The organism is Streptomyces sp. NPDC029151 (assembly GCF_055564315.1).
On record NZ_JBVHWQ010000001.1, the window covers coordinates 1,625,648 to 1,638,888 of the forward strand.

Here is a 13,241-nt window from a genome sequence, read left to right on the forward strand (position 1 = left end):
CCTCAACAGAATCCGGCTGTGCGCGCGGTTTTCTACCCGATCCGGTAGGGGTGGGTAGCGTCGACTACTCATGTCATCAGTGGTATTCGAGCCGGGGCGGATCTAGTGTCTTTCCGTGCCCCGGCCGGCCGCCGTTCATGCGTGGCCCTTTTCTCCCGGCACGGGCCTCAGCCACTCCTCCAGCCAAGAGGTGAACCATGTCATCTGCACGTCTCGGCCGCCGGTCCGTTCTGACGGGCGGCGCCGCGGTGGCCGGCACCGCGGCCCTGGCGGCCGCCGCGCCGCCCGCCGCCGCGACCGGCCCGGGGACCGGCGGCGTCGGCGCCACGGTCGTCGCCGCCGACCCGCGCTACGAGATGCTGACCACCGGCATCAACAAGCGCTTCGTGGCGCGTCCCGAGTACATCAAGATGATCCGCTCCACCACCGATGCCGCCAGAGCGCTGCGCGAGGCGTTCCGGGCGGGCAAACGGGTCTCGGTGCGCAGCGGCGGCCACTGCGTCGCGGACTTCACCTGCAATCCGGAGGTCGAGGTCATCCTGGACTTCTCCGAGATGACCGCCGTCGGCTACGACCCGAAATTCCGCGCCTTCTACGTGGACGCCGGCGCCCGCCTCTACAACGTGTACGAGGCGCTGTACAAGGGCTGGGGCGTCACCCTTCCCGGGGGCGTGTGCCACAGCGTCGGCGCCGGCGGACATGTCTCGGGCGGCGGTTACGGCATGCTGTCCCGGGCCTACGGCCTGGTCGTCGACCACCTCTACGCCGTGGAAGTCGTCGTCGTGGACGCGCATGGCAAGGTGCGCACGGTGGTCGCCACCCGGGAGGAGAACGACCCGAACCGCGACCTGTGGTGGGCGCACACCGGTGGCGGCGGCGGCAACTTCGGCCTGGCGACCCGGTACTGGTTCCGCTCGCCGGACGCGCGGGGCAGCCGGCCCGGCGACCAGCTGGTCAACCCGCCCGCGCGCGTGTGGACGAGCGCCCTCGACTTCCCCTGGGAGCAGCTCGACGAGGCGTCCTTCACCCGGCTGCTGAAGAACTTCGGTTCCTGGCACGAGCGGCACGGCGGCCCGGACGACGAGTACCGTCACCTGAGCAGCCTGTTCAACGTCAACGCCAAAGCGTTCGGCCGGCTCAGCCTCTACACGCAGATCGACGCGACGATCCCCCGCTCCCGCGCGCTGCTCGACGCGTATCTGGAGGAGCTGCTCGACGGCACCGGCATCGAACCCGTGCCGATGGAGCGGCCGAGCGGTGAACTCGCCGCCATGCCCGGGCAGTTCCGTCCGATGCAGCTGCCCTGGCTGGCCGCGGCGCGGATGCTGGGCGCACCGGACCCGGTGGGGGCCAACCCGGTCGCCCGGGTGGGGCTGAAGTCGGCCTACTTCCGCAAGAACTTCACCGACCACCAGGCCGCGTCGATGTACCGGTTCCTGGCCGACCCCGAGCTGGACAACCCGGACACCGCGCTGGTGCTGCTGTCCTTCGGCGGCCGGATCAACTCGGTGCGGCCGCACGCCACGGCCAGCGCGCAGCGGGACTCCGTCTTCAAGGTGATCTTCCAGAACATCTGGGCGCAGCCGAAGGACGACGCCCGCTACATGCGCTGGATCCGCGACTGGTATCAGGACGTCTTCGCCGAGACCGGGGGCGTTCCCGGCATCGACGGCGTGACCGACGGCTGCTACATCAACTACCCCGACCCGGACATGGCGGACCCCCGCCAGAACCGCTCCGACCTGCCCTGGCACGCGCTGTTCTACAAGGGCAACTACCGCAGGCTCCAGCAGATCAAGGGCCGTTGGGACCCATCGAACTATTTCCACCATTCGCTCTCCGTCACCACAGGGCGCTGACGCGCCGCGGTCGAGGGGCGCGGCCGACTGCGGCCGCGCCGACTGGCCCGCGGCGAACGGAGGTTGAGCAGCAATGACCGATTCAGCGGTGATCGACATACGGGCCGTCACCGACGACGACCTGCCCGCCTGGACCCGCACCTGGGGCAACGGGTACCTGCACCCCTACACCGAGAGCAGCGTCGAGGCCATCCGGTCGACGGCCGGCCGCGACCGGCTCATCGGCGCCTTCGACATGGACCGCTGTGTCGGCACGTACCGCAGCTCCGCCCAGGAGCTGACCGTGCCGGGCGGCGCCTTCCTGCCCGTGTCGGCGATCTCCAAGGTCAGCGTCGCGGGAACGCACCGCCGGCGCGGCCTGCTGAGCCGGATGGTGGCGATGGACCTTGAGGGCGCGTTCGAGCGCGGCGAGCCGCTCGCCGTCCTGGACGCCGCCCAGTACCCGATCTACGGCCGCTACGGTTTCGGGCCCGCGACCGCGATGGCCTGGTTCGAGATCGACGTGCCCCGGGCGCGGCTGGACCCCCGGCGCACCGCCGACGTGTCGGGGGTGGGGCTGGTGGACGCCCGGGAGTATCTGAAGACGGCGCCCGCCGTGTACGAACGGCTGCGCGCCCTCCAGCCGGGGGCGCTGCGCCGGGACGACCAGTACTGGGCGGAGGCCACCGGGCAGCGCCCGGGGGGAGCGTCCGACCGGCCCGAGCCGTTCTTCGCCGTGTACGTGAACCCGGACACCGGCGAGGCCGACGGGCTGCTGTGCTTCAGCGCCGAGGAGACCTGGTCGAGCATGCTGCCCCGGTCGCCGCTGTGGATCCGGGATCTGATCGCGGTGTCCCCGCAGGCGGAGGCCGCCCTGCTGCGCTACGCCGTGACGGTCGACTGGGTGACCACGGTGCACCTGCCCTACCGCGCCCCGGACACCCTGCTGCCCCTGTGCCTCGGCGATCCCAGGGCGGCGCGGGTGAGCGCCCTGAGCGACTACATGTGGCTGCGGGTCCTCGACACCCCCCGGGCGCTGTCGGCGCGCACCTACGCCGTCGAGGGCGGCCTGGTGCTGGAGGTGACGGACGCGGCCGGCTACGCCGCGGGCAGGTGGCTGCTGGAGGGCGGGCCGGACGGGGCGTCGTGCACCCGCGCCGGACGCGGTCCGGATCTGCGGCTCGACGTGCGCGACCTGGGCTCGCTGTACCTGGGGGACGACTCGGCCACCCGGCTGGCCGCCCTCGGCGGCACCGAGGAGGTGCGGCCCGGCGCGCTGGCCCGGGCGGACGCGATGTTCCGTACGGGGCGGCGTCCTTGGTCGCCGCGCGCCGTGCTGGGCGCCCGCTACCAGGCGGGGGCTCCGTGACCGTGCGGAAAACACTATTGGACCGAACCGTTCAAAACCTGCTACGCTCCAGGCATGGCCCGACCGAGGACGTTCGACGAGGAGCGGGCCCTGGACGCGGCGATGCGCACGTTCTGGGAGAAGGGCTACGAGGCCACCTCCACGCAGGACCTGTGCGACGCCACGGGACTGGGGCGCAGCAGCATCTACAACACCTTCAAGAGCAAGCACGATCTCTTCGAGCGTGCACTGGCCCGCTACATCGACTTCATGACCAGCACCCAGCTGGCCACCCTGGAGGACCGGCGGCTCACCGCCGCCGAGCGCATCCGCAGTCTGCTGGCCATGGTGATCGACGGCGAGACGGAGCACCGGGCGGGCGGCCGCAGCCTCGGCTGTCTGACCGTGAACACCACGGTGGAGCTGGCCGCCCGGGACGCCCGGGCGGCGTGGATGCTGGAGCGGGACACCGCGCGCCGGCTGGCCGCCCTGAGCGCGGTGATCGAAGAGGGCCGGCGGGACGGGAGCATCACGTCCCGCCGGGACGCCGGAGCGCTGGCCCGCTTCGTCAACGCGGCGATCGGCGGCATGCGGATCTCCAGCCAGGGCGGTGCCGACCGGGCCGCGCTGGAGTCGATCGCCGACGTCACCCTGGACGCCCTGACCGCCTGACGGCGGGCACTGCCCGGCCCGGGCCCTGCCCGTACCCAAGTTTTGAACTGATCAATACATAACGAAAGCACCACACCGTCCGGCCGTGCGGCCGGACGGCCCGACCGAAGGAGAAGGACACCGTGCCTCGCGCCGTATACGTCCTGGCACTCGGCATCTTCGCCATGGTGACCAGTGAGTTCGTGGTCGCCGGACTGATGCCGCAGATGGCCGACGGCCTGAACGCGACCATCCCGCAGATCGGATACCTCATCACCGCCTTCGCGGTGGCCATGGCGGCCGGCGGGCCGTTCCTGACCGTGGCCGTCATGAAGCTGCCGCCCCGCACGGCGCTGATGGTGCTGTTCGCGATCTTCCTGGCGGGCAACGTACTGGCCGCCACCGCGAGCGGCTACGCCACCATGATGGCCGCGCGCATCGTCACCGGCATCGCCTCCCAGGCCTTCTTCGGCGTGGGCATCTCCATGTGCGCCCAGATCACCCGGCCCGAGGTCCGCGGCCGCGCGATCGCGGTGGCGATGAACGGCCTGATGCTCGGCACCCTGCTGGGTCTGCCCATCTCCACGCTCGTCGGCGAGCACTTCGGCTGGCGTGCCGCGTTCTGGACCATCACCCTGATCACCGTGCTCGCCGCGGTGGCCACTCTCTTCGGCGTGCCCCGCATCGAGCGGGCCCAGGGCGGCGGCAACTTCCGCGAGGAGATCGGCGTCTTCCGCAAGCCCAAGCTGTGGCTGGTGCTGTCCACCAGCACACTGATCATCGGCGCCACCTTCTCGGCCTTCAGCTACTTCAACCCGATCCTCACCGACCTCGCCGGCTTCTCCGCCGGCACCGTCCCCGTCCTGCTGATCGCCTACGGCGCCGCCACCGTCGTCGGCAACAACGTCGTCGGCCGCTTCGCCGACAAGCACACCGTGCCCGTGCTCGCCATCGGCCTGGTGCTCAACACCGTCTTCCTGGCCGGCTTCGCCCTCCTGGCCGACCTGCCCGTCCCGGCGATCATCTGCATGATGGGCATCGGCCTGGTCGGCGTCACGATGAACCCGGCCATGGCCACCCGCGTGCAGCGCACCGGCAACGCGGGCCCGCTGGTCAACACCGTCCACTCCTCCTTCATCACCCTCGGCATCATCCTGGGCTCCTCCATCGGCGCCGTGGTGATCGACGCCTGGGGACTGCGCGCACCGCTCTGGCTGGGGGCGATCATGGCCGTCGCCGGCCTGGCCACCGTCCTTCCCGACCTGGCCCGGCGGCCCGCCCCGGAGCCGGCCCCCGCGACCCCGGTCGCCGGCGCACCCGCCAAGCAGGCCGAGCAGGTCTGAGCAGGTCTGAGCAGCTCCCCGTCACCACGACAAAGGGCGGCAGGCATCCAGCCGGCCGCCCCGTCGCGTCTGTTCGCGCGGGCGGCGCCGCGCACGCCAGGGTCAGCGGGACGTCATCGCGGCCCGGGCTTCGTCTCGTCCAGCGTGACGGCGCAGGAATACACCATGTGTCCCTCCTGATGCCCCGTCACCGACAGTCGCGTACGCCCCACGGCGTCGGTGCCCGTCCGGCGGGCCTCGATCCAGGTGGGGGCGTCCAGCTCCGCATACCGGTGGAACCGGGTGTCCATCGCCGTCACGCAGCCCGCCGGGCAGCCGCGGGCCGCACGGGCCGCCTGCTGCGCGGCCTCCAGCAGCAGCATGCCCGGTACGTGATCGACGGGATGGTCGAAGAGCACCCGGTGCCCCGTGTCGACCCGCAGCTGCCACCGCTCGGCCGTGTCGGCGGGGGCCAGGACAACGTCGTACGGGTCGTCGCGGCCCACGCGGTCGGCGGGCACGGCCGACGGCACCGGTATCGGGCGGATCGCGGAGTGCTCGGCCCGGGCACCGCGCAGCCGCCGGTAGACGGCCGGGGCCTGGATCGTGAAGCGGCTGCTCGCGCTGGCCAGAGGGGTGCCGTCCCGTACGACGTCGTAGGTGAGCGACAGGAGCGCCACGCCTCCCCGTCGGCGCCCCACCTCCCGCGCCCGGACCCGCAGTTCGACCTCGGCGTCCGCACCGTCCGCGCGCAGCACCAGGGGGTCCAGGCACCACTCGTAGGTCTCCCAGACCAGGTGGTGGCCGAAGGGCACGTCGTACGCCTCGTGCGCGAGCAGCGGGAAGGACTGCCGGATGGTCTCGCTGAGGAGGAGGGGATCGTGCCGGGAATGGCGCACGGCGTAGAATGCGTGGTGGCCCGGCCAACGCGCGGTCACCACGAAACGGTCCTGCCCGAGACGCCGCCACCCGGTCAGGAGCACCTCGGCGGCATGGTGTTTGTGGACCAGTTGCCGCGCCACTCTGAGGGGTGTCGAGGCAGTGCAGGCAAGGGCTAACGGCTTGGACAACGTCGCTCCTCGAGTGGGTGGGTGACCGAACGACGATCAGTGCGGCTGTCGCTGGTCGGAGCGTCAGCCGTCTGCAAACATAAAAGATGTTCTTTTTGTTGTCGAGAATGGTGAGACCGAGCGATGACCCCACCGACCCAGGAAAGAGCCCTGCGCACCCGCGAAGCCCTGCTGTGGGCGGGCGCAGAGGTGTTCGACGAGTACGGGTACGCGGGCGCCAGCATCTCACGCATCCTCGAGCGAGCCCAAGTCACCGCCGGTGCACTGTACTTCCACTTCAAATCGAAGGAGGGGCTGGCGCGCGCGGTGATGAACGCGCAGCCCCAGACGATAGAGACGAAGCTGAACTCCCACGGTCTGCAACGGCTGGTGGACATCACCCTGGTCTGGGCGTGGGAACTGCAGACGAACGCGCTGCTGCGCGCGGGTGTCCGGTTGTCGGTGGAACAGGGCAGCTTCGGTGTGCAGGACCCCACTTCCTACCTCGGCTGGAAGGAGATCATGGCCGCGTGCCTGCGCTCGGCCGTCGACGAGGGTGAACTGCTGCCCGGCACCCGGCCCGAGGACATCGCGGAGTTCCTCGTGGGCGCCTGCACCGGTCTTCAGCTGTACTCGCAGCTGGTCAGCAATCGCGCCGACCTCCCCCAGCGCACGGTCTGCATGTGGCGCATGCTCCTGCCCGGCGTCGCCGGGCCCGAGACCGTCGCGCGGATCGGCCTGAACCCCATGCGGGGCAAGATCCGATGAGCTCCTGTTTCGCGGTCGCGGGAGCCTCCGGCGTCGTCGGCCGCCGCCTGACCGAACTGCTGCACGGTGACCACGAGGTGCGCTCGCTGACCAGATCACCGCAGGACGCCGCCCGTCGCGGCGTCCAAGGGAGCCTGGTCCGCGCGGACTTCGGGCGCCGGGACGGTCTCGAACGGGTCCTGGAAGGCGTGGACGCCCTCTTCGTGGCCACCTTCGACCCCGTCGATCCCTGTCACGACGCACACCTGGCCGCCGCGGCGAGGGCGGCGGGGGTGAGGCACGTGGTCAAGCTGTCGGCGCTCGCCGTCACCGACGCCGACGCGCAGGACCTCGTCACCCGGTGGCAGCGCGAGTGCGAGCAGCTGTGGCGGGACTCGGGCCCGACCTGGACGCTCCTGCGACCGCGCTCCTTCATGTCCAACTGCCTGAGCTGGGCGGGAGCCGTACGCGCCGGCGAGCCGGTGCGCGCCCTGCGGGGGGACACCCGCAACGCGTGTGTCGACCCCGCGGACATCGCCGAGGTCGCGGCCCGCGCCCTGACCGACCCCGCACACCGGGGCCGTGCGTACGCCCTGACCGGGCCCCAGGCCCTCTCGGTGCGGGACCAGGCGGCACAGCTGGGCGAGCTGCTGCAACGACCTGTCGAGTACCGCGAGTTGACGGAGGGTGAGGCGCTGGAGCGCTGGCGCGCCCGGTACCCGGAGCCCCTGGCCCGGGCGCTGCTGGAGATGGCCGGACGGCAGGTCGCCGGCGCGAAGACGGACGTCACCGAGGACGTGCCGCGGGTCACGGGCCGTCCCGCGGCCACGTTCGAGGCATGGGCCCGCAGGAACCTGGACGTGTTCCGCCCGGAGCGCGACCCGAACCGATTCTGACCACCCCGGGGAAGGGGTTGCACCCACATGCTTCTGCACGGCAGGACCATCATGATCACCGGCTGCTCCAGCGGCATCGGAGCCGCGGCGGCCCGGCTGTTCGCCGCCGAGGGAGCCGCCGTCGTGCTGATGGCGCGGCGCGAGGAGCGGCTGCGCGCGCTGGAGAAGGAGATCGGGGAGGCGGGCGGGGCGGCGGTGTCGGCGCCGGGCGACGTCACCCGCGAGGAGGACGTCGCCCGGGCTGTCGAGACGGCGGTGGAGCGGTTCGGCCGACTGGACGGGGCCTTCAACAACGCCGGCTGGGCATCGGTCGGCGCGCTGCTGCACATGACCGACCAGGCGGACTACGACCGCGTCATGGACGTGAACGTACGGGGCGTGTGGAACTGCCTGCGGCAACAGATACCGGCGATGCTGGCCGACGGACAGGGCGGCTCGATCGTGAACACCTCCAGCGTGGCGGGAGTGCTGGCGCCGGGGTCGGGCGCGCCGTACGTGGCCGCCAAGCACGCGGTGCTGGGCCTCACACGCGCGGCGGCGGCCGACTACGCCCGGCAGGGCATCCGGGTGAACGCCCTGGTGGTGGGGAGCGTCAGGACCGAGCTGATGGACGAAGTACTCGCGAAGGACCCGGAGTTGGAAACGCCGTTCGTACAGCGTGCGCCCCAGCGGCGGATGGCGGCGCCGCGCGAGGTCGCCGAGGCGGCGGCCTGGCTCCTCGGCGACCGAGCCTCGTTCGTCACCGGCGCCGCCGTCCCGGTGGACGGCGGCTGGACCGCGGCCTGAGCGGCCGGGCCGCAGGCGGGGCGGCCCGGCACCCGTGTGGACCGTCGCTCAGGCGCTCAGCCGCGTGGCCGTGCCCGGGCGCAGTCGCCGGTAGGCGTACGCGGCCGACACCATCGTCATGTGGTGGTGCCAGCCGGGAAAGGACCGTCCCTCGAAGTCCGTGAGGCCGTAGTCCTCTTCCAGCGTGTCCAGGGTCTCCCGCATCAGTCGCTGGCGGCGCATCAGGGAGAACGCGTACCCGATGTCCCGCCGGCGCAGTGTGCTGAGCCAGAACTGCGGCTGCTCGCTCCCGCCGGGAGGGACGAGGGCGAGCAGCCGGTAACGGGGCGGGGGGACGCCGGGATCGCGCTGTCCGGGCAGGTGCACCAGCGTGGAGCGGACCTCCACCGGCCCGGACCCGTCGTCGTACAGGGACAGGGCGACCCGGGAGCGAGCTCCCCCCTCCGCGATCAGTTGCTCGGCCGTCGACACGGCGAGGGAGGGGGAGGAACCCGTCCCGCGGGTGTACTCCAGCACGGGATGGTCGGGGCGCACCCGGACGAGGAACTCCCCGCCGCCGACAGCCGGAACGCCGGTGCCGCCGGCGAAGTCCCCGGTCATCGTGAGATCGGCGACGAGCGGCGCGCGCTCCCGCAGGGGCGCCGTGTCGGCGACGGCGGCCATCTCCAGGGCACACGTCCAGGCCGAACCGCCGTCCGCCGTCTCGGGAATCCTCGCCCGCCGCTGCAGCGCCGCGTCCTGCCGCCACGCGCCGTCCAGCACCAGGCGCCAGTCCACCGGGATCGCCTCGGTCGGCGAGGTGAGGAACAGGCAGACCCCCACCTGGCAGTTGACCGTGCCCCCCAGGCCGGGCACGAAGCGGCGGTGGACGCCGACCGAGTGGTCCCCCTTCTTCTCGGCGACGAACGTGCCGGCCACCCACACGTGGTCCGGGAGACGGCCGGCCGCCAGGCGAGCCAGGACGGACCGGGGCGTATGCCAGTCCCAGGGGCTGGACGTGATGAACTGCTGGAGCGCCTGGCCCGCGCTCGGTTCGCCGCAGACCTGCGCGGCGAGGCGTTTCATCGTCTTGCGTCCCGGCGTGCTCAGCAGTCCCCGCAAGTACACGACGGCCCAGCGCCGTTGGTCGGCGCGGGGCAGAGCGCGGAAGACGGTGCGGGCGAAATCGGTCAGCGGCCACCCGGTGCGCCCTGACGGCGAACCAGCAGTGCAGGTGGTGAGCATGATGAGTGCGTTCCCCCTTGGTGCGTCGATGTTAACCTCGACCCGTAAAAACCATAGCAGACGTTCTCTTTGTTTTTCCGTCGTGATCAGCCGGTCACAAGCCCGGCACCCGGGGCGGGCCTTGCCCCGTCACGCCGCGGGATGGAAGGCTTGTCTCAGGATCCGGACTGGTGTTACGCGCCGTTCAGTCGTTCGCCCAGGTGCGGGTAGCGCGGGAGAGGTCAGGGTGAAGCAGGTACGAGCAGTGCGGACGCGGAGCACCCTCTTGCAGGCCGCCGCGGAAGCGTTCGACCGCCATGGCTACGCGGGCACCGTCCTGGCCTGCGTGACGCGGGAAGCCGGCACCTCCATGGGAGCGCTGACCTTCCACTTCCCCACCAAGCCCGATCTCGCGGACGCCGTCCAGGCGTCCGGGGTGGGCATCACCCGCGACGTCGTGGCGCGCGTGGCCGCACTGCCGGTCTCCTCCGTGTCCCGGGCCCGCGCGCTGGCCCTGTCGCTCGCCCGGCTCCTGGCCGAGTGCGCCGTGGTCCGGGCGACCGCACGCCTCACCCGCGAACGGGCCGTGCCCTGCCTGTGGACGGACGTCTGGTTCAGCTGCCTCGTCGAGCAGTTGCGCGAAGCGCACGCGGAAGGCCGGCTGCGCAGCGAGGTCACGCCGGAGACCTTCGCCGAAGCCGTGCAGTTCCTCCTCACCGGCATCGAGGAGTACACGCGCTGCGCTCCCGCCGAGGCGCACGCCGACGCCACGGCCGTCCGCCGGATCGCGCGCGCCTGGGACCTGCTCATGTACGGAGCGGGCGCCCACCCGAACAAGTCGGACGATGACTTGACCAAGTAGGCGTGAGTTGAACGGCCAACCTTGCGCCGATCGCTGCCGCGGATGACCGTTTATGCCGGGCGGCGGTTCCACCGGCAACGGCGCCGGCTCAACGCTCCCAGGCGGCGCGGCTGTCTCTCGCCCGCCGCCACCGGCCCGGTCCCGCTCGGGCGGCGCGAGAACGGAGCACCGCGACCCGGTTGTCCCCTCTGCTTTTCATCCCCACGCTGACAGAAGGTGGCACGACGTGAACACACTGCTGGACGCCGGCACCCACCCATTGCGCGGGCGAACCGCGGAAGTCTCCACGCTCCGGGAAGCGCTGTGCGGTGCGCACCGCACCGGTGGCTTCCGTATCTCCTTCGAGGGTCTGCCGGGCATGGGGAAGTCGCGTCTGCTCGCGGAGGCCGCCTCCCTGGCGGAGGCGGCCGGCCTGACGGTGCTGCGCGACCTGCGGGAAGACGCCGACGTCCACGACGGTCCCGTCGTCGTCCTGCTGGACGACATCCACTGCTCGGACGAGACGGATGTCAGGGCACTGGCGCGGACGACCCTGAGAACCGCGGGACAACCGGTGATCTGGTGCACCACCCGGCGCTGGGGGCGGCCCAACAGTCCGCTGGACATCGCCCTGGGCTCCCTGGACCTGCCGCACCGGCTGTTCCCCTTGCGACCGCTGGACGACGACGCGATCCGGAGGATGGCCTGGGACCTGCTGGGCGCCGAACCGGACGAGCAGCTGGCCCGCCTGGTGTCGTCGGTCTCCGGCCACCCCCAGGCGCTGCGCGCCCTCCTCGAAGGGCTCATGGACGAGTGCGGCGTGGACGTCGACGTGAACGCCCGGCTCCGGACCGCCTGCCTGCCCGAGAAGTTCAAGGGACTGGTGCGGCTCCGTCTCCAGGACTGCTCCCCTTCCTCCACCCATCTGCTGCTCGTCGCCTCGGTCCTGGGTACGCATCTGATCTTCGGTGAGCTGAGCGAGGTCCTCGGCCAGACGGCGTCCCAGCTGCTGCCGGACATCCAGGAAGCCGTGGTCTCCGGTCTGCTGAGCCAGGACGGCAACGACGTGCGGTTCGCCAACCCTCTCTTCCGGCGCGTCATCCGCGATTCCATGGCGGTCTCGGCCCAGGTGGCCATACGCCAGCAGGCGGACGCCTACCGGGGCCGCCAGTTCGGCGCGGCCCTGCAACCGCTGCGGGAAAGCGCCGGGGCGGCCGCGCCGGCCGTGCCCCCGCGCGGGACGGCCGGGGTACGGGAGCCGCACCGGATCGCCGCCGCACCCGCCTCGCGGGCCCTCGCGTTCCCCGGCGCGACCGTCGCGGGTCCCGCGGAACACGCGGCCTCGTCGGGCGGCGCCCACGCGGCCCCGGAGGTCGCCGGGTGGGACCGCCTCACGGAGAAGCAGGTGGTCATCGCACGGCTCACCGTCCAGGGGCTCACCAACAAGGAGATCGCCGAGCGCCTGCACCTGTCGCCGCACACGGTGAACTATCACCTCCGCAAGATTTTCCAGGCCCTGTCGATCCGCTCCCGGACCGATCTGGTGCGTCTCGCCCACACGGCCGCCACCGGCGATCCCGGCGCCTCGCTCCCGGCGGCGGACACCGTGGTGACGGCGCTGACCGGGACACGGTGACCGGTCGGCCAACCTGCCGGGCCGGCGCGTTCGACCGCGTCCAGGCTCCCGGGTTCCGCCACGCCCGCCGCACGGAGGAAAGCCCCGCACGCTCCCGTCACGCGGACCGGAGCGTGCGCAACGGCTCAGCGGACAGGAGCATGCGCAACGGCTCAGCGCATCGGAGCGTGCGGGACGGTTCAGCGGATCGGCGGTACGCCTTGGCCGCGAACGGATCGATCCACCAGGTGGCCGTCGCCCTGGTGGTCAGCCGGTGACCGCGGCTCTCTCCACCGCCCGGCCCGTCACGCCGCCGGGGAAGGCGCGCGCCGCCGGCCCGAACAGCAGGCCGCCGCGTACGGACCAGGGGTTCCACAGGGGAGCGTCCAGAACCTCTGCGCGGCACCGCCGTCACTGACGTACGTCACTGACGGCGGACGCCCCGGCGATGAGCGGCACCTCGACGAGAAGCCCCCGGACCGGCAGCAGGACGCCCATCGCGACGCCGAGCCACCGCACGCCACCGGTGCCCGTGCGCACCGCGCCGCCGCAGCCCGTGGGCCACAGCGGCGCCGACCAGGCACAGGAGGCCTCCCCCCAGAGGCCTCCGGCCTGGGCCCTGGGCGGGGAAGCGGGACTGTGCGTCTCGTCAGGTGAGCGTCTCGTGTCCCAGCAGTCGACCACCGCGCATCGCTCCGGGACCGGCCCTGGCCGGCAGCTGGTCTCAGGCCTCCGGCGGAAGGCTGGTCCGATGACGGGTATGCGGAGCCGGGCGACAGTCCCCGGGCTCGCGTTGCCGCTGTTCGTCTCGTGCGGGACCGAGGTGGTCCTGCGGCGCTTCTTCGGGCGCAGCGCCCTCTTCCGGCGCGGCCGCGGTTCACGGCGACACTGGTCGAGATCAAGTGGCAGCAGCGGCAGGAGGGCGACGGCGCCCCGCCGCGGACG

The 13,241-nt window shown here is 72.0% G+C and carries 12 protein-coding genes; 9 read left to right on the plus strand and 3 right to left on the minus strand.

The features are described from left to right. The first annotated feature begins 197 nt into the window (after positions 1-197). The 4 genes from ACZ4VF_RS06595 (at position 198) to ACZ4VF_RS06610 (ending at position 5,180) form a co-directional block, all read left to right on the plus strand. Entirely contained in the window at positions 198-1,859 is a 1,662-nt protein-coding gene (locus ACZ4VF_RS06595; protein WP_467923516.1) for an FAD-binding oxidoreductase, read from the plus strand. 73 nt (positions 1,860-1,932) lie between these two features. After that, positions 1,933-3,207, plus strand: coding sequence for a GNAT family N-acetyltransferase (locus ACZ4VF_RS06600; RefSeq protein WP_467923517.1), 1,275 nt, complete (start codon positions 1,933-1,935; stop codon positions 3,205-3,207). Positions 3,208-3,261: 54 nt separating this feature from the next. Continuing rightward, positions 3,262-3,858, plus strand: coding sequence for a TetR/AcrR family transcriptional regulator (locus ACZ4VF_RS06605; RefSeq protein ID WP_467923518.1), 597 nt, complete (start codon positions 3,262-3,264; stop codon positions 3,856-3,858). A gap of 122 nt (positions 3,859-3,980) precedes the next feature. Further along, on the plus strand, positions 3,981-5,180 hold the full coding sequence (locus tag ACZ4VF_RS06610) for an MFS transporter (RefSeq protein WP_467923519.1): 1,200 nt from the start codon (positions 3,981-3,983) through the stop codon (positions 5,178-5,180). 113 nt (positions 5,181-5,293) lie between these two features. On the opposite strand, the gene ACZ4VF_RS06615 is transcribed toward ACZ4VF_RS06610, so the two are convergent. Further along, positions 5,294-6,181, minus strand: coding sequence for a ScbA/BarX family gamma-butyrolactone biosynthesis protein (locus tag ACZ4VF_RS06615; RefSeq protein ID WP_467923520.1), 888 nt, complete (start codon positions 6,179-6,181; stop codon positions 5,294-5,296). Positions 6,182-6,352: 171 nt separating this feature from the next. Between ACZ4VF_RS06615 and ACZ4VF_RS06620 the strand changes: the two genes are divergently transcribed. The 3 genes from ACZ4VF_RS06620 to ACZ4VF_RS06630 are packed head-to-tail and all read left to right on the plus strand — an operon-like array spanning position 6,353 to position 8,637. Further along, on the plus strand, positions 6,353-6,976 hold the full coding sequence (locus tag ACZ4VF_RS06620) for a ScbR family autoregulator-binding transcription factor (protein WP_467923521.1): 624 nt from the start codon (positions 6,353-6,355) through the stop codon (positions 6,974-6,976). Further along, positions 6,973-7,851, plus strand: coding sequence for an NAD(P)H-binding protein (locus ACZ4VF_RS06625; protein ID WP_467923522.1), 879 nt, complete (start codon positions 6,973-6,975; stop codon positions 7,849-7,851). The genes ACZ4VF_RS06620 and ACZ4VF_RS06625 overlap by 4 nt, the downstream gene beginning before the upstream one ends. 27 nt (positions 7,852-7,878) lie before the next feature. Then, positions 7,879-8,637, plus strand: a complete 759-nt coding sequence (locus ACZ4VF_RS06630) for an SDR family NAD(P)-dependent oxidoreductase (protein ID WP_467923523.1) — start codon at positions 7,879-7,881, stop codon at positions 8,635-8,637. A 48-nt stretch (positions 8,638-8,685) separates the two neighbouring features. On the opposite strand, the gene ACZ4VF_RS06635 is transcribed toward ACZ4VF_RS06630, so the two are convergent. Further along, positions 8,686-9,861, minus strand: a complete 1,176-nt coding sequence (locus ACZ4VF_RS06635; RefSeq protein ID WP_467923524.1) for an IS701 family transposase — start codon at positions 9,859-9,861, stop codon at positions 8,686-8,688. A gap of 226 nt (positions 9,862-10,087) precedes the next feature. Between ACZ4VF_RS06635 and ACZ4VF_RS06640 the strand changes: the two genes are divergently transcribed. Both ACZ4VF_RS06640 and ACZ4VF_RS06645 read left to right on the plus strand, forming a co-directional pair. After that, entirely contained in the window at positions 10,088-10,702 is a 615-nt protein-coding gene (locus ACZ4VF_RS06640; protein WP_467923525.1) for a TetR family transcriptional regulator, read from the plus strand. Positions 10,703-10,928: 226 nt separating this feature from the next. Continuing rightward, positions 10,929-12,317: a helix-turn-helix domain-containing protein gene (locus ACZ4VF_RS06645; RefSeq protein ID WP_467923526.1), complete on the plus strand. Its 1,389-nt coding sequence runs from the start codon at positions 10,929-10,931 to the stop codon at positions 12,315-12,317. Between the two features lie 390 nt (positions 12,318-12,707). Here ACZ4VF_RS06645 and ACZ4VF_RS06650 read toward each other — a convergent pair whose 3' ends face one another. After that, on the minus strand, positions 12,708-12,836 hold the full coding sequence (locus ACZ4VF_RS06650; protein WP_467923527.1) for a hypothetical protein: 129 nt from the start codon (positions 12,834-12,836) through the stop codon (positions 12,708-12,710). Between the last annotated feature and the right edge of the window lie 405 nt (positions 12,837-13,241).